General features: G+C 72.2%; 14 protein-coding genes. 7 read left to right on the forward strand and 7 right to left on the reverse strand.

Features of this window, described 5'->3' with window-relative positions:
- Positions 1-73 precede the first annotated feature (73 nt).
- Both Q0994_RS24355 and Q0994_RS24360 read left to right on the forward strand, forming a co-directional pair.
- Complete coding sequence (locus Q0994_RS24355; RefSeq protein WP_299538310.1) at positions 74-6,973, forward strand: polymorphic toxin-type HINT domain-containing protein; 6,900 nt, start codon at positions 74-76, stop codon at positions 6,971-6,973.
- On the forward strand, positions 6,973-7,428 hold the full coding sequence (locus Q0994_RS24360) for a hypothetical protein (RefSeq protein ID WP_299538312.1): 456 nt from the start codon (positions 6,973-6,975) through the stop codon (positions 7,426-7,428). The genes Q0994_RS24355 and Q0994_RS24360 overlap by 1 nt, the downstream gene beginning before the upstream one ends.
- A gap of 144 nt (positions 7,429-7,572) precedes the next feature.
- On the opposite strand, the gene Q0994_RS24365 is transcribed toward Q0994_RS24360, so the two are convergent.
- The 5 genes from Q0994_RS24365 to Q0994_RS24385 all read right to left on the reverse strand — a co-directional run bounded on the left by Q0994_RS24365 (position 7,573) and on the right by Q0994_RS24385 (position 12,721).
- Positions 7,573-8,220 (reverse strand): hypothetical protein, encoded by a 648-nt coding sequence (locus Q0994_RS24365; protein WP_299538314.1) that lies wholly within the window; start codon positions 8,218-8,220, stop codon positions 7,573-7,575.
- A gap of 61 nt (positions 8,221-8,281) precedes the next feature.
- Positions 8,282-10,606, reverse strand: a complete 2,325-nt coding sequence (locus Q0994_RS24370) for a hypothetical protein (protein WP_299538316.1) — start codon at positions 10,604-10,606, stop codon at positions 8,282-8,284.
- Between the two features lie 19 nt (positions 10,607-10,625).
- Entirely contained in the window at positions 10,626-11,054 is a 429-nt protein-coding gene (locus Q0994_RS24375; RefSeq protein ID WP_299538318.1) for a hypothetical protein, read from the reverse strand.
- Positions 11,055-11,321: 267 nt separating this feature from the next.
- Positions 11,322-11,927: a DedA family protein gene (locus tag Q0994_RS24380; protein ID WP_299538425.1), complete on the reverse strand. Its 606-nt coding sequence runs from the start codon at positions 11,925-11,927 to the stop codon at positions 11,322-11,324.
- An 11-nt stretch (positions 11,928-11,938) separates the two neighbouring features.
- Positions 11,939-12,721 (reverse strand): MBL fold metallo-hydrolase, encoded by a 783-nt coding sequence (locus tag Q0994_RS24385; protein WP_299538320.1) that lies wholly within the window; start codon positions 12,719-12,721, stop codon positions 11,939-11,941.
- A gap of 246 nt (positions 12,722-12,967) precedes the next feature.
- On the opposite strand from Q0994_RS24385, the gene Q0994_RS24390 reads away from it, so the two are divergent.
- Complete coding sequence (locus tag Q0994_RS24390) at positions 12,968-15,337, forward strand: phage holin family protein (RefSeq protein WP_299538322.1); 2,370 nt, start codon at positions 12,968-12,970, stop codon at positions 15,335-15,337.
- 93 nt (positions 15,338-15,430) lie between these two features.
- Here Q0994_RS24390 and Q0994_RS24395 read toward each other — a convergent pair whose 3' ends face one another.
- The gene (locus Q0994_RS24395) at positions 15,431-16,483 is read right to left on the reverse strand and encodes a LacI family DNA-binding transcriptional regulator (protein WP_299538324.1); all 1,053 of its coding nucleotides are present in this window, start codon (positions 16,481-16,483) and stop codon (positions 15,431-15,433) included.
- Between the two features lie 214 nt (positions 16,484-16,697).
- On the reverse strand, positions 16,698-17,720 hold the full coding sequence (locus Q0994_RS24400) for an isopenicillin N synthase family oxygenase (protein ID WP_299538326.1): 1,023 nt from the start codon (positions 17,718-17,720) through the stop codon (positions 16,698-16,700).
- Positions 17,721-18,018: 298 nt separating this feature from the next.
- Between Q0994_RS24400 and ligA the strand changes: the two genes are divergently transcribed.
- The 4 genes from ligA (at position 18,019) to Q0994_RS24420 (ending at position 21,821) form a co-directional block, all read left to right on the forward strand.
- Positions 18,019-20,139 carry an NAD-dependent DNA ligase LigA gene (ligA, locus tag Q0994_RS24405; protein WP_299538328.1) on the forward strand — a complete coding sequence of 707 codons (2,121 nt, stop codon included), beginning with the start codon at positions 18,019-18,021 and terminating at the stop codon, positions 20,137-20,139.
- Between the two features lie 27 nt (positions 20,140-20,166).
- Positions 20,167-20,292, forward strand: coding sequence for a hypothetical protein (locus tag Q0994_RS24410; protein WP_299538330.1), 126 nt, complete (start codon positions 20,167-20,169; stop codon positions 20,290-20,292).
- Positions 20,293-20,501: 209 nt separating this feature from the next.
- Positions 20,502-20,807 (forward strand): 4a-hydroxytetrahydrobiopterin dehydratase, encoded by a 306-nt coding sequence (locus Q0994_RS24415; protein ID WP_299538332.1) that lies wholly within the window; start codon positions 20,502-20,504, stop codon positions 20,805-20,807.
- Between the two features lie 114 nt (positions 20,808-20,921).
- Positions 20,922-21,821 carry an SDR family NAD(P)-dependent oxidoreductase gene (locus Q0994_RS24420; protein ID WP_299538334.1) on the forward strand — a complete coding sequence of 300 codons (900 nt, stop codon included), beginning with the start codon at positions 20,922-20,924 and terminating at the stop codon, positions 21,819-21,821.
- Positions 21,822-21,983 lie beyond the last annotated feature (162 nt).

Raw genomic sequence — 21,983 nt, forward strand, 5'->3', positions numbered from 1 at the left:
GGGCCCGGCCCGCCCGCACCGCCACGCCACCCAGTCCGAGGCACCCGGCACCGCGCTCGGGGGACCACGAGGGATGACCATGAGACCCGGACCACGAAGTACCTTCCGCCTGCCGCAGGCCCTGCGGCGCAGAATCGCCCTGGCCACCGCCTCCGTCCTGACGGCCGGCCTGCTCCAGGGGATGGCCGCCCCGGCGGTCGCCGAGGCCTGGCGCACACCCGAACTGCCCGCCGCCGAGAAACCGCTGCCCGGCGGCCCCGCCGGCGGGGCCGTGGCCCGCAAGGTCACGAAGGGCCCCCGCACCCCGCAGCGGCCTCCGGCCACCGCCTGGCCCGAGGCCGGCTCGGCGACCGTCGAACTGCCGCCGGCCGGGAGGGGAACGGCGAAGTCCGCCCTCCGGGCCGGGAAGCTCCCCCTCACCCTCGGCACCCGGGCCGAGGACGGGGAGCACGCGGCCACCGGCGAAGTCGCCGCGCGCGTGCTCGACCGCGCCTTCGCCGACGAGGCCGGAGTGGACGGACCCGTCTTCACCCTCCGGGCCGGCCGCGCGCAGGACGCCGGCACGGTCCGGGCCGGGATCGACTACTCCTCCTTCGCCGACGCCTACGGCGGCGGTTACGCGAGCCGGCTGACACTGGTCCGGCTGCCCGCCTGCGTGCTGACCAGCCCCCAGGAGGCCCGCTGCCGCACGGCCGAACCGGTCGAGACGGTCAACGACGGCGAACGGCGGACGCTCACCGCCGACGCCGTCCCCCTGAGCGCCTCCTCGGCCACCGTCCTCGCCGCCGTCGCGGACACCGGCGGCGGACTGGGCGACTACAAGGCGACGTCCCTGGCCGCCTCCGCCACCTGGAGCACCGACCTCAACAGCGGTTCCTTCGGCTGGTCCTACCCGATGGCGGTGCCCCAGGTCCCCGGCGGACTCGTCCCGAACCTCGCCCTCTCCTACTCCTCCGGCTCGGTCGACGGCCGCACCGGCAACACCAACAACCAGTCCTCCTGGGTCGGAGACGGATTCGACCTCTCGCCCGGCTTCATCGAGCGCCGCTACAAGAGCTGCTCCGACGACGACGTCGAGAACGCCGACGGCAACACCCCCGGCGACCTCTGCTGGGGCTACGACAACGCGGTCCTCCAGCTCAACGGCACCGGCGGCGAACTGGTGCCCGCGGGCACCGACTCCTGGAAGCTGAAGACCGACGACGGCACCCGGATCGACCGGCTGCGCGGCACCGCCACCGACGTCCGCTCCAACGGCGCCCGCGACGACGAGTACTGGCGCGTCACCACCCCCGACGGCACCCGGTACTTCTTCGGCTACAACCGGCTGCCCGGCTGGGCCAGTGGCAAGGAGACCACCGACTCCACCTGGACCACGCCCGTCTTCGGCGACGACACCGGCGAACCCTGCCACGCCTCCGCGTTCGCCGACTCCTGGTGCCAGCAGGGCTACCGCTGGAACCTCGACTACGTGGTGGACACCCACGGCAACGCCGCCGCCTACTACTACGACAAGGAGGCCAACTCCTACGGCCGCAACCTCAAGGCGGCCGACGACACCCCCTACGTCCGCGGCGGCACCCTGGACCGCATCGAGTACGGCCTGCGGTCCACCAGCGTCTACTCGGCCCAGGCCCTCGCCAAGGTCGACTTCACCAGCTCCGAGCGCTGCCTCCCGGCCACCGGCACCACCTGCGCCGACATCACCAAGGACGCCTTCGCCTGGTACGACACCCCCTGGGACCTGAACTGCACGGCGGGCACCGACTGCGACGACGGCCGCTTCTCCCCGGCGTTCTTCACCCGCAAGCGGCTCACCGGCGTCACCACCGAGGTCCTCGCCGCCGGCGCGTACGCCAAGGTCGACGGCTGGACGCTCGGCCACCGCTGGGGCCAGGCCGACGTCGACTACCAACTCCTGCTCGACTCCGTCCAGCGCACCGGCCACGACGGCACGGCCTCCGTCACCCTGCCGAAGGTCACCTTCGCCTACACCCAGCTCGCCAACCGGCTCGACGAGACCGGTGACGGCTTCGCGCCCTTCATCAAGGCACGGCTCTCCGGCATCGCCGACGAGTCCGGCGGCCAGCTCGACGTCGGCTACTCCGCCCCCGCCTGCGCCGCGGGCGCGACGCCCGTCCCGGAGACCAACACCACCCGCTGCTTCCCGCAGTACATCGGCGGCAGCTCCACCGACGACCCGGTGCGGCAGTGGTTCAACAAGTACGTCGTGGCCACCGTCACCGCCACCGACCGCACCGGCGGCTCCCCGGACCAGGTCACCATGTACGACTACCTGGACGGCGCTGCCTGGCACTACGACGACACCGACGGCATGACCCAGGAGAAGTTCAAGACCTGGTCCGACTGGCGCGGCTACGGCCACGTACGCGTGCGCACCGGCGGTCAGGGCGGTGCCGCGGCCATGCGGACCCAGGCCGACACCTACTTCCTGCGGGGCATGGACGGCGACCGGAAGAACACCGCCGGCGGCACCAAGAGCGTCAGCGTCACCCTCGGAACCGGGGAGGGCGACGCCCTCGCCGACCACTCCTCGTCCGCCGGCTTCGCCTACAAGACGGTCACCTACTCCGGGTCCGGAGGCAAGGTCCTCGGCAAGACGGTGAGCCGGCCCTGGCACAGGGAGACCGCGAAGAAGGTCCGGGACTGGGGTACCGTCACCGCCGATCTCTCCGGCACCGAGAACACCCGGACCTGGACCTCCCTGGACGACGGCGCCGGCGCCGCGTGGCGGACCACGTCCACCAGCAACGCCTTCGACGCGGCCACCGGCCAGGTCACCCGTACCGACGACGCCGGCGACACCGCGACCGCCGCCGACGACCAGTGCACGCGCACCACCTACGCGGCCGGCAGCGCCGTCGTCGCCACGCCCGTCCGCGTCGAGACGGTGGCCAAGGCCTGCGACGCCGCCACGGTGGACCGGCCCGCCGACGTCGTCTCCGACACCCGCACGGCCTACGACGGCGGCGCCTACGGCGCCGCGGCGAGCAAGGGCGACGCCACCCGCGTCGCCAAGCTGAAGAAGTACGACGGCACCACCGCCGTCTACCTGGAGTCCGGCTCCACCTACGACGTCTACGGGCGGACGCTCACCAGCACCGACCTGACCGCCGACGTCACGGTCACCTCCGCGGGCACGCTGACGCGTACCGCACGCGGCGACGGCCGGACCACCACCACCGCGTACACGCCCACCACGGGCCTCGCCACCGGCTCGACCGTCACCAACCCGCCCGTCGTCCCCGGCGACAGCACCACCGCGACGACCGCCTCGCAGACCTTCGAACCCCTGCGCGGCCTGCCGCTGACCGCGACGGACACCAACGGCAAGGTCACCTCCTACGCCTACGACCCGCTGGGCCGCGCCACCAAGGTGTGGCTGCCCGACCGGACCACCACCCAGGTCCCGAGCTACGAGTTCACCTACACCGTCGCCGACGGCAAGGCGGTCGCCGTCGGCACCAGGACCATCGGCAACGACGGTGCCCAGGTGACCTCGTACGTCCTCTACGACGGCTTCCTGCGCGCCCGCCAGACCCAGGCGCCGGGACCCGGGGACGGCACCCTGCTCACCGACACCTTCTACGACGAACGCGGCCTGACGGCCAAGGAGTTCGCCCCCTACTACACGGACACCACCGCCCCGTCCACCACGCTCTTCCGGCTGGACGACGCGCTCGCCGTCGAGACCCAGACCTGGTACGCCTACGACGGCCTCGGGCGCCCGACGGAACAACGCCGGGTCGCCGGCAACGGCGACGGCGGCAAGGTCCTCGGCGTGACCAGAACGATCTACGGCGGGGACCGGACCACCGTGATCCCGCCGGTGGGCGGCACCGCCACCACCACCGTCACCGACGCCCGCGGCAACACCACCGAACTGCGCACGCTCCACGCGCGCGACGCGGACGCCGCCTACGACACGACGGCCTACGCCTACTCGCAGCGCGGTGAGATGACCAGCACCACCGACCCGGCGGGCAACGCCTGGACCTGGACCTACGACCCCCTGGGCCGTCTCACCGACACCACCGACCCCGACAAGGGGGCCACGCACCACACCTACGACGACCGCGGGCTGCTCTCCACCTCCAAGGACGCCCGCAACACCGTCCTCGCGCACGTGTACGACGGTCAGGGCCGCGAGACCGAGCTGCGCGAGGGATCCAGCACCGGCACCCTGCGGGCCAAGTGGGTCTACGACACCGTCAGCGGGGCCAAGGGCCACCTCGCCGAGTCGATCCGCTACAGCGGCGGCCAGGCGTACAGCACCAAGGTGCTGGCCTACGACCGGCTCTACCGGCCGCTGCGCACCTCGGTCACCGTCCCCGCCACCGAAGGCGCGCTGGCCGGCACCTACCTGTCCGCCACCACGTACAAGGCGTCCGGCCTGGTCGAGGGCGTCGGATACCCCAAGGCCGGATCGCTGGCGGCCACCACCACGGCCTACACGTACGAGGACGACACGCTCCGCCCGATCGCGGTCAGCGGCCCGCAGAACCTCAGCGCCGGCACCTCCTACAGCTACACCGGCAAGCCGCTGCAGTACACCTTCTCCGCGAGCGGCGGGAAGGCGACGTACGAGACCAACAGCTACCAGTGGGGCACCCAGCGGCTGGCGACCTCCCGGGTCGACCGGCAGGACGTCGCCGGCACCGACCAGGCCAACACCTACACCTACGACGAGGCCGGAAACGTCCTGTCCGTCTCGGACACCTCCCGCTCCGGCACCGACAACCAGTGCTTCGCCCACGACTACCTGGGCCGCACGACCGAGGCGTGGACGCAGTCCACGGCCGTCTGCGCGACCGCACCCAGCACCGCCGTCCTCGGCGGCCCCGCCCCCTACTGGGACTCCTACACCTACGACGTGGTCGGCAACCGGCTCACCGAGACCGGACACGCCACCGGGGCCGGCGCCGACAGCCTGCGGACCTACCACTACCCGCAGCCCGGCTCGCACCGCCTGTCCTCGGTGGACACCGAGACCGGCACGGTGAAGTCCACCGACAGCTTCGGCTACGACGAGACAGGCGACACCAAGACCCGCCTCCTCGGAAACGGCACCTCCCAGACCCTCGACTGGGACGCCGAGGGCCACCTGGCCAAGGTCACCGAGCCGGTGGAGGGCGGCACCGCCAAGGTCACGGAGTACCTGTACGACACCGACGGCAACCGGCTGATCGGGCGCAGCCCCACGGAGACCACCCTCTACCTCGGCACCACCGAGATCACGCTGGCCAAGGGCGGCACGACGGCCAAGGGCACCCGGTACTTCGACCTCGGCGGCGGCCATCAGGCGGTCCAGACCGACGACGGCAGGATCACCTTCACCCTGGCCGACCACCACGGCACCGCCCAACTGGCCGTCGACGCCGCCGGCCAGGCGCTCACCCAGCGGCGCACCAAGCCCTTCGGTGGCACCCGCGGCACCGGACCCGCGAACTGGCCCGGTACCAGGGGCTTCGTCGGCGGGACCACCGACGCCTCCACCGGGCTCACCCATCTCGGCGCCCGTGAGTACGACCCGGCCACGGGACGGTTCCTGTCGGTCGACCCGCTGTTCACCGCCGACGACCCGCAGCAGATGCACGGCTACACCTACGCCGCCAACAACCCGGTGACCCATTCCGACCCGGCGGGCACGGAGATCGGCTCCCGGCCCAACTCCTGCCAGTACAGCCTCGCCAACTGCGACAAGAAGACCCAGGAGGCGGTCGGCTACGACCCGAAGACCGGCACGACCGACTACCGCCGCGGCACCGACTACAAGAAGCAGCAGAAGTCGAAGAAGGTCTGGGTCGCCGACAACACCCCGGTGACCAACGACATCGACAAGCTGTCCGACTACTGGGCCAGCGCGATGGACGGGGAGTTCACCGACGACTTCTGGTACAACCCGGTCTACGAGTCGGCCGACGAGGGCTCCGCCTGCTACGGACGCGAGGGCTGCCGCCAGGCGTACCTCTACGTGCTGCACGGCGGGAACGACGTGGAGAAGGCCAAGGAGATCGCGGCCACCTACTGCGCCCACCAGCCGAAGACCTGCGCGGAGAAGGCCAAGGAGGTCGCCCGCGGCAAGGTGATCGAGGACTTCGTCAACACGGCCTTCGTCGCGTACCTCGGCGTCGGCGCGAGCAGGGAGGCGATCCCCTGCAACAGCTTCGTGCCGGGCACCGCGGTCCTCATGGCCGACGGCACCAGCAAGCCCATCGAGGACATCGAGACCGGGGACCAGGTCCTGGCCACCGACCCGGAGACCGGTCGCACCGAAGCCCGCACGGTCACCGCCGAGATCACCGGCGAGGGCCGTAAGCACCTGGTACGGATCACCCTCTCCGTCGAGGGGGCGCAGAACGACGGGGCGGACAAGGGCGCTGCTCGTACCGTCTCGGTGACCGCGACCGAGGGCCACCCGTTCTGGGTCCCGGAACTGAAGACGTGGCTCGACGCCGGCGACCTCACGACCGGCGAGCACCTGAGGACCCGCCGGGGCGACCTGCTCCGCATCGAGTCCCTCGAAAGGTGGACCGCGGCGGCCACCGTTCACAACCTGACCGTGGCCGAACTGCACACGTATTATGTGCTGGCCGGTCAGGAACCGGTCCTCGTCCACAATGCTGGAGGGTTCACCCAGGGTTCCAAGGACCCACTGAACTTCGGCAGCAGATACACCGGGCGGGTCGACAGATTCGACATCGGCGGCACTTCCGACTTCGAGGTGCACGTGTACCACAAGGGCAAGGAAGTCGGCATCTTCGGCAGCAACGGGTGGTTCTCCAAGCACGGGAAGGGCACTGACGTCGAAGTGCCGCGGAACGTCTACAACAACCTCAAGGGGCTGGCGGTGGAGGAGATGAGGCGAGACCGCCGCATCGGTCCCAAGGGAACGCAGAACATCAAGGGCGACAGCTGGATGCGCCCGCGCATCACCGGCGGTGGTTGCTGATGCAGTACGTACGTGTGGAACCGCTGCCGGACCGTTACGGTTTCCATCTGGACCCGGGCGACTATCTGGAGGCACTACCGGAGATCTCCGCCGGTCTTCCCCCCGGTGCCGCCACGTACGCCTGCGATCCCGGGCACTACGATTTCCGGAGTTCCCGGTGCGTCAAGGACCTGGAGTGGACCAGGACGGTCCTTGCCGACGAGCAAACGGTGATCTCTCTGGAGCTGGCTCTGTCGGCGAACGAATGGAAGCACGACAGCGGGCTGCGTCTGCGCTACACAGATGTGCGGTCCTTCCGGACCGACGCGGAGGAGTCGGACGGCACGATGCCCCGCCTGGGTGCCCTGCAGCTCGACGAGGTGCTCCCGCACCCGGCGGGCATGTCCCACGAGATCTCCTTCACCTGCGGCTCCATCCACATCGTGGCGGCCGATCTGGTCGCCGTGTGGGAGTGAACGCCGGTCCGGTGACCGGATGAGCGGGTCTCGACCCGCCACCCGCACGTGCCGCAGGGCCCGTACCCCACGTGGGGTACGGGCCCTGCGGCACGTGCGGGTGCGGCAGCCGCCGGGCGGGCCCAGCCGCGGGCGGCCCCGCCGCTACTTCGGTGTGAGTACGGGGGTCTCCGGCAGGCCCGCGGCGCCCTCGCAGCCGAGTTCCTTCACCACCGAGAGCGCGCCGGCGTGGAGGATCTCCAGATTGGCCGCACGGATCTCGGGAGTGTCGGCCGCATCGCTCTTGTTGGTGAAACTCCCGTAGACGCGCAGGGGGTCCGTGCTCGAACCCTTCAGCTCGGGACTCACGCAGGCGAGGTAGATCGACGCCCCCGCGCCCCTGGCCTCGGACCTCTTGCCCATCGTGTACGCCTGCGTGCCGGGCGCGGTGCTCGGATCCTCCAGGTCCTGCGGTGCGTACATGGAGAAGGTGATGTCCGCCGCGTCGCGCGGTCTGCCGCCCTTGCGGCTGAACTCGCACAGGTCCCCGCCCGCGGCCGAGCGGTGCCCGGACTCGTATCCGCGTGTCAGGGCCTCCACGACCTTGTCCGTGCCGTCGCCCTTGTCGAAGAACTCGGTGGTCCCGGTGACCGTCTCCAGTTTCTTCGCCAAGGCGCCTTCGAACAGGCCGCCGCACACCTCGTCGGCGCCGACGTAGGCGGTCGCCCCGTCCTCCTTGCCCGCCGTGTCCTCCGAGCCGCAGGCCACCAGCCCGGCCCCCAGCGCCACGACCAGCCCCGCAGCGGCAGTCACGCGTCCTGCCCGCACCCGTCCCACGATCCTCATCCCTCCACCCGTACCCATATGTGCCTCGTCAGCCGGTTTCCGGAGCCCTGCCCTGCTGGTTCTCCCGGTCGTTTCCGGTCGAATAGCCGAGCCTCATGGATTCCTTCATGTCCTGGCGGAACTCGCTGTCCTTGTCCGTCGTGTTGCTCGCCAGGAACTCCTCCATCGGCGCTTCGGCCATGGACTCCCCGGAACGGTAGATCCGGTTCCATTCCTGTTCCGTCAGCTCCTCGGCCTTCTCCTTGCTGGCGTCGACCGAGTTGTCCGACATGTCTCCGATGAACTGTCCGATGACCTGCTCGGCCGCGCCGCTGGCGGTGTCCGTCGCCAAGGGGATGAGAACGGCGGCGGTGCCGACCGCGGCCGTGGCGGGCAGGAAGGCGACACCGGCGGCGACACCCGCCACCGCACCGAACTCCACCCACCCCGAGCGCTTGGCGACCGCTTTCTCGTAGTCCTCGTGGGTCTTCATGTTGTCGGCCTGGACCTGGTCGGCGCGGGACTGGTCGAGCATGCCCTGGACCTCCGCGCCCACGTGCACCGTCGACCGGGCCCCGCCCTTGTCGATCACCCCGTCGGGACCGACCTGCCCTTCCAGCACGCTGCGGGTGTAGACCTGCTCCGCCGTCGAGAGCGTCGCATAGGCGTCCGGGTGCTGGCCCATGGCGCTGAGGAACCCGCGGGCGACACTCCGGCCCTCTTCGTCGTCCTCGAAGTCGATGTGGCCCTCCGGGTTCTTCCCGGGGGCGAACACGCTGTCCGTACCGCCCTTGTCCAGAGCCCAGTTGATGTCGTCGATGTAGCCGGCGCCCATGGTCCCCAGGCTGTCGGCCAGCGCCTCCTGCTGCTTGAGCAGGCCCGCGTCTGCCCCGTACTTCTCCATGACCTGCTGCATGACACCCGCGTTGTCGGCGTCGCGCACCACACTGCCGTCCGGATGCCCCGCGGGATAGCCCAGCGTCGCCGCCTCCAGGGCGTGCCCCAGGGCGTCGGGCATGTGGTTGAGCGACCCCTTGAGCTCGTCCTCGTCGAGCGAGTTGACGTCGCCGAAGGACTCCCACTTCTCGTTGCCGAAGAAGTCGAGGTAGTTGTCGATCCCCTTGCCGAGGTCGGCCGTCGCCCCGCGGTTGACGGTGCCGTCCTCGTTGTACGCCGTCGGGGCGTCGCTGAAGAACTTCTTCGCCGCCTCCGGGCTGTTGCCGAGCGCCTCCAGCATGGCGGTGGTCGGGTCGTAGCCCGCGCCGTTCACGCCCGAGGGGTTGAACGGGTTCTTGAACGGGCTGTTCACCACCTTGTTGTCGGCGAACATGTACGGGTCCTTCTGGTGGAGCTGCGCCACGTGTTCGGCGATCGGGTTGAGGAACTTCGCGTCGTAGTTCCCGTACCGCATGATCCCACCGAGCAACTGGTAGCCGTAGGGCCCGTTGTAGTCGTGTTTGGTCAGCGGGATGCGCTCCGTGCCCATCTTCCGCAGCTCCGGGCCCCACTTGTCGGCGAAGTCCTTGTCGTGCGAGGCGGTGGCGAGGTTCAGACCCAGGTTCTTCTGGAGCTGCTGGACGTCTTCGAGCCGCTGCTTGTCGACCTTGCCGTAGTCGTACGTGTCGGTGGAGAGCTGGCCGAAGAACGCGAGCGACTTCTCCGGGCCGAGCTTCTCGTAGAAGTTCTTGGAGAACTCCACCGAACCGCTGTTGTCCTTGAGCAGTTCGTTGAGCTGCTGGAGTTCGGTGTGCGTGATGTCGCGGCCCTTGGAGGCCAGTTCGGCGGCGCGGGCGGCCTCCTCCTGGTCCAGCTTCGTGTAGGTCGGGGCCTGGAAGTCCTTGCGGTCGGTGACGTTCTTCTCCAGGGCGTTCTTGAAGGAGACGTCGGTGTCGTTGCAGTTGTCGACGACGAGGTCGATCCTCTTCTGCCACGACTCGATGTTCTCCCGCTCCTGCCGCAGGAGATCGCTGTAATCGGGGTCGTGCCGAGCGGTGTTGTTCTCGGACAGCGGGTGCCGCGCGGTGACCTTGCCCTTGCCGTCCACGTGGACGCCGGCGGCGGGCCCCTCGTGGTCGCGGATCGCGATCAGGTCGTCCTTGGCCGCCTTGATGGCCGCGTGACCCTCTTCGAGGATCTGCTTCACACCCTTGGCCTCGGCGGCGGCGTCCGCGAACTCCTTGGCGGTCTTGCCGATGAACGCCCGGGTGACGCCCGCGTTGACGCCCTCCCAGTCGGCCTTGTCCGCTCTGGCCTTCATCCCGTCGGAGGCGTCGGCGGCCAGCGTGTCCAGCTTCCCCGCCATGTCCGACCAGCTGTCGGCCGCGGTCTTCAGTTTCCCCACCGGGGCGTCGACTATGTCCTCGAACTTCAGCATGCGCGTGCTCCCCCGAGCGCTAGTTCATGTATTCCGTGAGCTTGGAGATCGGTGCCAGATCTCCCTGGACCTTCAGTTCGTCCTTCGCGTGCTGGGCCTTGGAGTAGTCGAGGTGGTTCGAGATCTGCGCGCAGGAGTCCACCAGCGTCTTGAGATGGGTCTGCCAGAAGTCGTGCACCTTCAACACCGCCGAGCCGCACGCGAAGTTCCCGTTGGTCAGCGCGATCGCCGCGTCGAACGTGGACGGGCGGGCGAGGTCGCCCTCCTTCGAGAGCCGCGTCCGCAGGGCGTAGGCGTCGTTCCCGATGGCGCCGAGATCGTCCCGGTTGACCACCAGGTCGCCGCTCCCGCCGCCCCCGCCTCCGTCGGCCGGAACGCTGTTGATCTGCATGGCGGTCCGCTGGGCAGCCGCCGCACGCAGCTCGGCCCACTCCTGTTCGAACGTCATCCATTCCCCCAAGTCCACCCGGGCCGACCGCTTCGCCCGTCCGCTCGCGGCCGTCGACCGGGTCACCGTATCGCTTGTCGCTCCGGGGCCGAACGTGCGGCCGAGGGGAGAGCGCACGAACGGGACGGACGAAAGCGGCGGAGTGCGGGGATTCCGGCCGGACCCCCCGCGGGGCGGGACAGCCCCGGCACCGGAGGCGCCGCATTCCGGCCCGGGAACGCGTGAGCGGGCAGCCGGTCCGGCCGCCCCGCTTCCGGACCGGGGGCGTCAGCCGGGGAAGCGATCCCGCACCCGGCGCCACAGCGCCGGTACCCCGCTGATCAGCAGCGCGATCCCCACCGCCGCCACCACGCCCTGCCACGGCTCCGGGAACAGGGAACCGCCGAGGATGCCGATGAGCTGGTACGTGGCCGCCCAGGCCAGGCAGGCCGGCACATCCCCCCGGACGAACCGGGCGAGCGGCATCCTGCCCAGCAGGCAGGCGAGCATCACGGGGATGCGGCCGGCCGGGATCAGCCGGGAGAGCACCAGAACCGCCACTCCGTGCTCGTCCAGCTTCTTGCGCGCCTGCTCCAGCTTGTCGGGAGCGGCCCGGTCGGTGATCGCCTTCAGCCAGCGCGATCCGTGCTCGGAGTCCACCCCGCGCTCCCCGAGCCAGTACAGGCAGACGTCCCCCAGGAACGCGGCCGCCGACGCCACCGCGAACACCCACAGCAGGGCGAGCGGAGACGGCCCGTGGAAGGCGACGACGGCCGCGGAACTGACCAGCGCCCCCGTCGGCACCACGGGTATCAGCGAGCCGAGGGCGACCAGGGCGAACAACGACGGATATCCGATGGCCTGCTGCGCCGAGGCGGTCGGCAACTGCCGCATGACCTCCTGGATCACCGGCCGACCTCCGGGCGGACCCGTTCTCCGTGCCCGAGCAGATGCACCGCCACCTTCGGGGCGAGCCGCGCCGCGTGCCGGACGAACTCCTCGCCCGGCGCGTGGAACTCGTGCGGGCGCACCCCGTCCAGCCCGATCGGCCAGTACGTGCCGTAGTGCACGGGCACCGCGGAGTACGGCTCCAGCAGCGTCAGAGCCTCCGCGGCACGGGTCGCGTCGAGGTGGTCCTCGCCCAGGTGCGGCCCCCAGCCGCCGACCGGCAGCAGCGCCACGTCGACCGGGCCCACCGCCTTCGCCATGTCGTCGAAGAGGCCGGTGTCCCCGGCGAAGTACGTGCGCGCCTCGCCCTCGACCACGTAACCGAGCGCGGGAACGCGGTGCGGGCCGACCGGGAGCCGCCGACCGTCGTGCCGGGCCGGCACCGCCCGTACGGTCAGCGCGCCCACCCGCAGCTCGTCGCCGGGCGCCACCTCGGCGATCCGCAGGTGCCGCAGCCTGCGCACCAGCCGGAGCCCCGGCACCGCGGCGACCGCGCCGCGCGGCACGATCAGCCGGGTGCCGGGGGCGAGCCGGGCCAGCGACGGCACGTGCAGGTGGTCGGAGTGCAGATGGGACAGCAGCACCACGTCGGCGACCGCCGCCCCCGGCGGAGGCACCGCGCCGCGCCGCCGCCGCAGGTGCGCGAAGCGCCGGGCGAACAGCGGGTCGGTGAGCACCCGGACACCGGAGTCCTCCACCGTGCAGGTGGCATGACCCCACCAGGTGACCTCCACGGGCACGTCCGCCTCCTCGTTCGATCCTCGATGACGCCGGCCGTCCCCCGGGGAACACCGGTCGGGCGGTCTTCGGCGGGACCGGTGCCCGGCCGCGCCGCCGCTACGAGCCTACGGGCTTGTCTGCCCGCGCCGGCGGGGCCCATGCCCGGCCTTCTTCCCACGTCCGGACGGTTGCGGGGCGGCCGGCGCGGCTGTGGGAAGCTGGGGGCGGGCCGTGAACGGCCGGCCCGGACGTGAGATGGAGCAGGAGTGGGCGGCGGTCGATGGCGCAGGACGGGCGCGACCGTGCTGCGCGTGGTGGCGGTGTGGATGGTCTCGACCGTCACGATGCTGATCCTGGCGGGCATCCTGCCCGACTTCCAGCTCCAGTCCGACGACGGTGACACCATCACCCGGACCGCCTTCACGGCGGCCTGGGGCGCGGGCGCGTTCGGCCTGCTGTCGGCGCTGGTCTGGCCCGTCCTCGTCCGGTCGCTGCTCGTCGTCCCGGCCCTGGTGCTCGGCGCCCTGGTCTTCTTCCTCAACGGCTCGCTGCTGCTGATCGCGCTCTGGCTCATCCCGGCCGACCGGGGCGCCGCCAACCCGGAGAACGCGGTCGTCGTCGCGGCCGTCATGTCCGCCGTCGCCTCCGCCGTCTCCACCGCGCTGGCCGTCCGCGACGACGACGCCTACCGCCGCCGGCTCTCCCGGCTCGCCGACCGCAGGCGCCGCCGGGGCGCCCTCGGCTCCTCGGACCGGGACGGCCCGCCCGGCACGGTCTTCATCCAGCTCGACGGCGTCGGCCACGAGGTGCTGCGCGAGGCGGCGGCCGACGGGCTGATGCCGACGGTCGCCGGCTGGCTGGCCGACACCTCCGGGCACCGGCTCACCCCCTGGCGCACCGACTGGTCCAGCCAGACCGGCGCCAGCCAGCTCGCCCTGCTGCACGGTTCCAACCACGACGTGCCCGCCTTCCGCTGGTACGAGAAGGAGACCGGCACCGTCATGGTCTCCAGCCGTCCCGCCAGCGCGCTGGAACTCCAGCGCAGGGCCATCGCCCGCACCCACGACGGGGGCCTGCTCAGCTACGACGGAGCGAGCCGCGGCAACCTCTTCAGCGGTGGCGCCGACCAGCTCGCCCTGGTCCTGTCCATGGCGGCCAGACGGGGCAAGGGCAGCCGTTCCCGCGCGGGGTACTTCGCGTACTTCTCCGACCCCGCCAACGCCGTGCGGACCGCGCTCTCCTTCGTCGCGGAGGTCGGACGCGAGATCGCCGAGTCGACCCGGTCGAGGCTGCGGAAGGAGACGCCCCGCATCAAGCGCGGCGGGCTCTACCCCTTCATCCGGGCGTTCGCCACCGTCGTCGAGCGCGACGTGGTCGTCGCGGCCGTCATCGGCGACATGTTCGCCGGACGCACCGCCGTCTACGCCGACCTCGTCGCCTACGACGAGGTCGCCCACCACTCGGGTCCGCGCAGCCGCGACGCGCAGAAGGTGCTCGCCCGGCTCGACCGGTCCCTGGCGCTGATCGCCAAAATCGCCGACCACACCCCGCGCACCTACCGCATCGTCATCCTCTCCGACCACGGCCAGAGCCCCGGCGAGACCTTCGAGGGGCGTTACGGGCTGACGCTGAAGGACCTGGTGCGGGCGGGCTGCGGGCTGCCGGTACCGCGCCGGGCCCTGCGCACCCACAGTGCCTCCGAGGCCCGCGACGCGGTGCGCATCGCGCTGCACCGGCCGGTCGCCGACCGGGAGGCCGAGCACCCCGTCCAGACCTCCGACCCGGTGGTGCTGGCCTCGGGCAACCTCGGTCTGCTGTCCTTCCCGGACATCGAGGGACGGGCCTCGCGCGAGCAGATCGACCTCCGCCACCCGGCACTGCTCGGCACCCTCGCCAACCACCCGGGCATCGGCTTCCTGCTGGTGCGCAGCGAGGCGCACGGCTCGCTCGTGCTGGGCGCCGGCGGGGTCGAGGTCCCGATCGCCGAGCTGACGGACGACGAGGGGCCGCTGCGGGGCTTCGGGCCGGGCGCCGCGTCCGCGGTCCGCCGCACCGACACGTTCCCGCACGTCGCCGACGTGATGGTGAACTCGATGTACGACCCCGAAACGGGCACCGTGCACGCCTTCGAGGAGCAGATCGGCTCGCACGGCGGCCTGGGCGGCGAACAGGCCGGACCCTTCCTGCTGTGGCCGCGCGGCCTCGCCGACCCGCTGGACGTCGTCGCCGCGGAACGCGCGGACGGCGCGATCCCGGCGGGGGACGGGCTGATCGGCGCGGAGGCGGTGCACCGGGTACTGGCGCACTGGCTGCGGGAGCAGTCCGGGCCCCAGGTGCCGGTGCGGGCCGGGGGGTCCACCGGGATGACGCTCGCGGACGAACCGTTCCCCGACGGCCCTCCCGCCACCGCTGCCGCCACCGCTGCCGCTCGCGCCGCCTCCGGGGCCGACGCGGAGGCCTCGGCCGCGGAGCCCTGGGGCGGCTTGCCCGCCCCGCCGCCCGCCGCCGGGGCCGCCCCGGACGTGGACGCGGTGGTCGAACTGCTGCCGGGGGCCGAGCCCGCGGACGGGGCCGGGGAGGCCGGCCGCGGACCGGCGGCGGACGACGAGGAGCCGGTCCGGCGTACGCGCGGCTGACCGGACGGACGTTCTCGGCAGACGGCGGCTCCGCGGCGACGGTGGTTCCGTGGCCCACGCCTGCTCCGCGGCCGGCGGTGGCCGCGGGGTCCCTCACGCCGAGTCGCGCACCACCAGCGACGGGCGGAACACCACCGAGGGGGCCGGGGAGCCGGCCGCGCCGATCTGGCGGAGCAGCAACCGGGCCATCTCCGCCGCCATCTCCTCCACCGGCTGCCGCACCGTCGTCAGCGGCGGGTCGCAGGCCAGTGCCGCGCTGCTGTCGTCGAACCCGACCACCGCCACGTCCGTCGGCACGTCCCGCCCGGCCCGCAGCAGCACCGGCATCGCGCCGAGCGCCATCAGGTCCGAGGCGATGAACACCGCGTCCAGCTCCGGCCGGTCGCCCAGCAGCCGCTTCATCGCGAGGGCGCCGCCGGCGTGGGTGAAGTCGCCCTCCGCGCACGCCACGTCGGTGATCCCGTGCGCCGCCAGCGCGTCCACGAACCCGGCCAGCCGCACCTGGCCCGCCGGGCTGTCCTGCGGCCCGGCCACCGTGGCGAAGCTCCGCCGCCCCAGCGACACCAGGTGATCGGCGGCCAGCCGGGCCCCGGTGAGCTGGTCGGCCTCCACATACGTCAGCGGATTGGGGTACGGCGCACGGCCCGCGAGCACCGCCGGCAGCCGGGCCTCGTCCAGCAGCCGGGGCAGCGGGTCGTCCGCGAGCGAGGTCAGCAGCACCACCCCGTCCACGTGCCCCTGCCGCAGGTAGGACAGCAACTGGCCGCGCGACTCCTCGTCGTCGGCGAGCATCAGCACCAACTGGATCCCGGCCGGGCGCAGTACGTCGAGCAGGCCGCTCACCACCCGCCCGAAATACGGGTCGGAGAAGATCCGGCCGGCGAACGACCCGTCCGAAGGGCTGTGCCGGCGTTCGGAGACCACCAGCGCCACGGAGTCGGTGCGCCGGGTCACCAGCGACCTGGCGGCCCGGTTGGGCACGTAGCCCGTCGCCGCGACCGCCTCCCGCACCACCTCGCGCAGCGCCGGGTCGACGGTCGTCGCGCCGTTGATGACGCGGGAGACCGTGGCGCGGGAGACCCCGGCCACCGCCGCCACGTCCTCCAGGGTGGCGGGGCGCGCGGGCGGTGAGACATCGGCAGGCATGGAGCCTTTATACCGGTCCTGAACGGAAGATCGAATGACAGTACGCATATCGCCGCCCCGCGCCCCTCGCCCCTCGTACGCAGGTCACGGGGGCCGCACGGGCCGGCCGGGCGGCGGGGTGCGCCGGCCGGCCCGTGCGTGTCGGAGGCGTTCCCCCGGTTCCGCACGGCGGGGGCGGGCCGGGTCCTGCCCGGCCGACCCGTTCACCGTACGGTCAGGAGGCGCGCTCCGAGGCGAAGTTGGCGCTGATGCGGCGGTGCAGGTACTCCGCCGCGGTCAGCGGCGGATAGGTCCCGCCGGGGCTCTCGATCAGCACGTCGCCGTTGGCCTGGGCGAAGAACGCCAGGCTGTACCGGGCGCCCTGGTACTCGTCCGGGGCCGGATTGCGCACCCGGTGGAAGTTGGACGGCAGCCGGTCGTCGCTCCAACGCATCAGCATGTCACCGATGTTGCAGGTGATGACGTCCGCCGACGGCACCACCGGCGTCCACTCCTGCGCCTCGGCCTCCTTCCCCGGGCAGACCTGGAGGCCGCCCTGCCCCTCCTGCTGGAACAGCAGGGTGAGGCAGTCGAAGTCGGTGTGCGCGCCCGCCCGCCAGGTTTCCGTGCCGCCCCGCGCCTCCTGAGGTACGGCGAAGTAGTGGAGCAGCCGCAGGGTGCTCCGGTAGGTGTCGGCCGAGGGGTCGTGGGCCCGGTCGAAGAAGCCCTCGGGGAAGCCCAGCCGGTCGGCGAAGCAGGACAGCACCCGCATCGCCACCTCCCTGCAGCGCGCCTCGAACCCCAGCATGGTGGCGCGGAACCCGTCCAGCTCCTCGTCGGTGGGCCAGAGCCCTTCCATGTGGGGGCGGGTCACCTGGTACGACTCCTTGGTGTCCGGCACCCCGGTCGAAGGACGCACCTGACTGCGGCTCTCCCAGCCGGAGTTGGTGCCCTTGCGCAGGGAGTAGCGGGACTTGACGTCCTCCGGGAGCGCGAAGAACGCCTCCGCGGCGGCGAACGCCGCGTCCACCTCGTCCTGTCCGATGCCGTGGTGGTGGATCTGGAAGAAACCGATCTCCGTGGCGGCGTCCCAGAGTTCCCCGGTGATCTCGCTCCTGCGCCGGTCGAAGTCGGAGAGGTCGATGCGGCGGATCTCCCGGCCGGACACCTCGGTGCCGGCGCCGCCCATGCGGCTCTCGCGGTCGAGTTCGGCGAGGCCGGGGCCGTCGGCGGGGGAGTGGGGCAGTGGTGTGTTCACAGCGGCAGTGCTCCGTTCGGAGGTCACTCGTATCGGCCGTCGGGATGCAGTCACCGCCCCTGCACCCCCACCGGGCCCCGGGACGTAGGTCCCTGGAGGCTCCGGCCACGATCCTTCGTGGGCTGGCACGCTCGGCGTGCGCGATGCCCCGAGCCTCCCGCCGCCGTGTTGCGGTCCCGTGGCGTTCCGCGTACACGCGGGTTACGGGACCCACGACCCGCCGGGGCCGCGGGCGCCGGCACCCGTTCCGTCCGTCCCGTCCGGCTCGTCCGGGGGACTGTCAGTGGGGGGAGGCAGGATGGTGGCCATGACGAACCCAGACGTTGTGCTCGCCGACGAAGCCGCCTACGCCGCCGCCGTGGAGGAGGCCACCCGTGCCGCCGCGGCCTACTACGCCTCGGGCGACAGCGCTCTCGACGACGACGCGTACGACCGTCTGGCGCGCGGCATCGCGGCGTACGAGCGGGAGCACCCGCAGGAGGTGCTGGCCGGGTCGCCCACCGGCAAGGTGGCCGGCGGAGCCGCCGTCGGCGACGTGCCGCACACCGTGCCCATGCTGTCGCTGGACAACGTCTTCTCCGACGAGCAGTTCGCCACCTGGACCGCCTCCCTGGAGCGCCGCATCGGCAGACCGGTCACGGCGTGGAGCGTGGAGCCCAAGCTGGACGGACTGGCCGTCGCCGCCCGGTACCGCGAAGGGCGGCTGGAGCAGTTGATCACCCGCGGCGACGGCACCGCGGGGGAGGACGTCTCGCACGCCATCGGCACCCTCGTGGGCCTTCCCGACCGGCTCACCGAGCCCGTCACCTTCGAGGTGCGGGGCGAGATCCTGATGACCGAGGCCCAGTTCGAACAGGCGAACACCCTGCGCACCGGGCACGGCGGCGCGCCCTTCGTGAACCCGCGCAACGGCGCCGCCGGCACCCTGCGCGCCAAGGACCGCCCGTACCGCGTCGAGATGACCTTCTTCGCCTACGGGGCGCTTCCGCTGCCCGACGCGCCGGGGGCGACGGCCCCGCCCGCCGGACTCCCGCACAGCGAGGTCCTGGCGTACGTCGCCGGGCTGGGCGTGCACACCGCCGCGACCACCGCCGTCGCCCCCCGCACCGTCGCCTCCGTCGACGAGGTGACCGCGCGCGTCGCGGAGATAGCGGCGCTGCGCGCGTCGCTTCCGTTCGGCATCGACGGCATCGTGGTGAAGGCCGATCTCGCCGCCGACCAGGCCGAGGCGGGCTCCGGCACCCGCGCCCCGCGCTGGGCGATCGCCTACAAACTGCCCGCCGTGGAGAAGATCACCCGGCTGCTGGCCGTCGAGTGGAACGTCGGCCGCACCGGCATCATCGCTCCGCGTGCGGTGCTGGAGCCGGTGGAGATCGACGGTTCCACCGTCGGATACGCCACGCTCCACAACCCCGCCGACATCACCCGCCGTGATCTGCGCATCGGCGACCAGGTGATGGTCTACAAGGCCGGAGACATCATCCCGCGCGTCGAGGCGCCCGCCGTGCACCTGCGCACGGGCGAGGAGAAGCCGATCGTGTTCCCCGAGGTCTGCCCCCAGTGCGGCTCGGAGATCGACGCCGGCGAGCAGCGGTGGCGCTGTGTCCGGGGCCGCGACTGCCGGGTGGTCGCCTCCGTGGCGTACGCGGCGGGCCGCGACCAGCTCGACATCGAGGGCCTGGGCGCCACCCGGGTCGTCCAGCTCGTGGACGCCGGTCTGGTCGCCGACTTCGCTGACCTGTTCACCCTGGAGCGGGAGCAGTTGCTGACCCTGGACCGGATGGGGGAGACCTCGACGGACAAGCTGCTGGCCGCCATCGACACCGCCCGGACCCGCCCGCTCTCCCGCGTCTTCTGCGCGCTCGGTGTACGCGGCACCGGCCGGTCCATGTCCCGGCGCATCGCCCGGCACTTCGCCTCCATGGACCGGATCGTGGCGGCCGACACCGAGGCGTTGCAGCGGGTCGACGGGATCGGCACCGAGAAGGCGTCCGCCGTCGTCGCCGAGCTGGCGGAGCTGGCCCCGCTCATCGGGAAGCTGGAGCGCGCCGGGGTCAACATGACGGAGCCGGGCGCCACCCCGCCGCCGGAGCCCGGCACGGAGCCGGAGGCGGCCGAGGCGGACGGCGCGGACGGCGCCGCGGACGGGAGCGCCGCGGAAGGCCTCCCGCTCGGCGGCATGACGGTGGTGGTGACCGGCGCGATGACCGGCCCGCTGGAGAAGCTGTCGCGCAACGAGATGAACGAGCTGATCGAGCGGGCCGGCGGCAAGGCCTCCTCCAGCGTCTCCCGGCGCACCAGCCTGCTGGTCGCCGGCGAGAAGGCGGGCTCCAAGCGCACCAAGGCCGAGGAGCTCGGGGTGAGGATTTCCGGACCGGACGAATTCGCCGCGCTGATAGCGGAGTTCGTGGAGGCGTAGCCCGCACGGCCGCGCGGGCGTGGCGGCGTGGAGCGCCTGCTGCTCGTCTGTGACGCCGCACGCACGGTCCGGCACGCGCTCTTCCCGGTCACCGGCATCCCGGCGGCGGTGGACGCGGCCCTGCGGCCGGGGCGGGCCCTCGCCACGGCCTGACGGTCCGGGGAGCGGGCGCGACCCGGCCGCGGGACCCCGCCTCCGGGTGCTCGCGGGCGGCCGGCCGGGTGCGGCGCCGGTGCCGGGTGGTGTGCCGGGTCGTGTCGGGCGTGACAGGGGTTCGACCCGACCCGTAACGTCGGTCGCCGCCCGACGGCGGGCGCAGTCCCGCCGTCCACCCGCAGGACGCGCCGAAGAGGAGCCGCACCATGCCCGCCGCACCGCTCACCCCGTCCGAGATCTCCGGCCGACTGGAGAAGCTGGCCGGATGGACGTACGAGGACGACCGCCTCGCCCGCACCTACCGGCTGCCCTCCCATGTCGCCGCCGCCGCGCTGACCATGCATGTGGCGTCGATCCAGCAGGAGTTGAACCACCACTCCGACATGACCCTGGGCTACTCCACGGTGTCCCTCACGGTGCACTCCCACGACGCGGGCGGCAAGGTCACGGACAAGGACTTCGCCCTGGCCGCCCGCGTGGAGGCGGTGGCGCCCGCCCACGGCGCGGAGTGAAAGGCGTCGCCGGCCGGGCAGGGATCAGTAATCGGATGAACTATCCGCTTGTGTTAGCCTCTCTCTCGGAACGAAACGGATAGATAATCCGATTCTCTGGATGGGGGGACCTTCATGTCCAAGACAGCCGTGGTCACGGCCGGCACCGGAGGCATAGGCCTGGAGACGGCGCTCGGGCTCGCCGGGGCCGGGTTCGCGGTCACCGTGGTCGGGCGGGACGCCGACCGGGGAGGCAGGGCGGTCGCGCGGATCAACGCGACGCGGCCGGCGCGTCCCGCACGGTTCCTGGCCGCCGACCTCGCCTCGCTCGACCAGGTCCGGACGCTGGCCGACAGCATCGCCGCCGGTCACGCCGGATCGGGGGAACCGCTCACGGTGCTGGTCAACAACGTGGGCGCCATGTTCGCCGAGCGGCGGTACGTGGACGGCGTCGAGGCGTCCTTCGTCGTCAACCACCTCTCGCCGTACCTGCTCACCGAACTGCTGCTGCCCACGCTCGCCGCCGGGCCGTCCAGCCGGATCGTGAACGTGACCTCTGCCGCGGTCACCGTTGCCAAGCGGGTCTTCGACGCCGCGGAACCACCGGGCGGCTACTACGGCTTCCACTGGTACGGGCGCGCCAAGCTCGCCCACCTCGCCCACACGCTCGACCTCGCCGAACGGCTGGACGGCACGGGCGTCTCCGTCTTCGCCGCCGATCCCGGAGGCGCCGCCACCGACATGACCAACGGCACCATGGCCGACCCGAGGATCGTCTCCCCGCAGCTGCGGTTGCTGTGGCCCTGGGTGCGCCGCCGGTTCGAGCGCTCCACGGCCGGCCCGGCCTCCGTGGCGGCCAGACCCTCGATCACCGCCGCCACCGACCAGGCGCTGGCCGGTCGGACCGGTCTCGTCATCGGCCCTCAGGCGCACCCCGTCGCCCCGTTCCGTGCGGCGACCGACCCCCGCCTCGTGAAGGCGGTACGCCTGCTCAGTGAAACCCACGCGCCCACGGCGACCGGAACCGGCGGCTGAGCACCTCCGGCGGGCTTCCCGGTCGCGGGCCGCGCACGCGGTCGGCGTCGCCCGGCTCGCGCTCCCGGGAAGCCCGCCGGGGAACGCCCGCCCCCGGCGAGCGCCCGAGAAGGCCGCATATGATGGCCGGCGAGCCTGTGAACCATGACGAGCACCTGGACC

This window comes from uncultured Streptomyces sp. (assembly GCF_947488945.1).
In the GTDB taxonomy this organism is placed as follows: domain Bacteria; phylum Actinomycetota; class Actinomycetes; order Streptomycetales; family Streptomycetaceae; genus Streptomyces.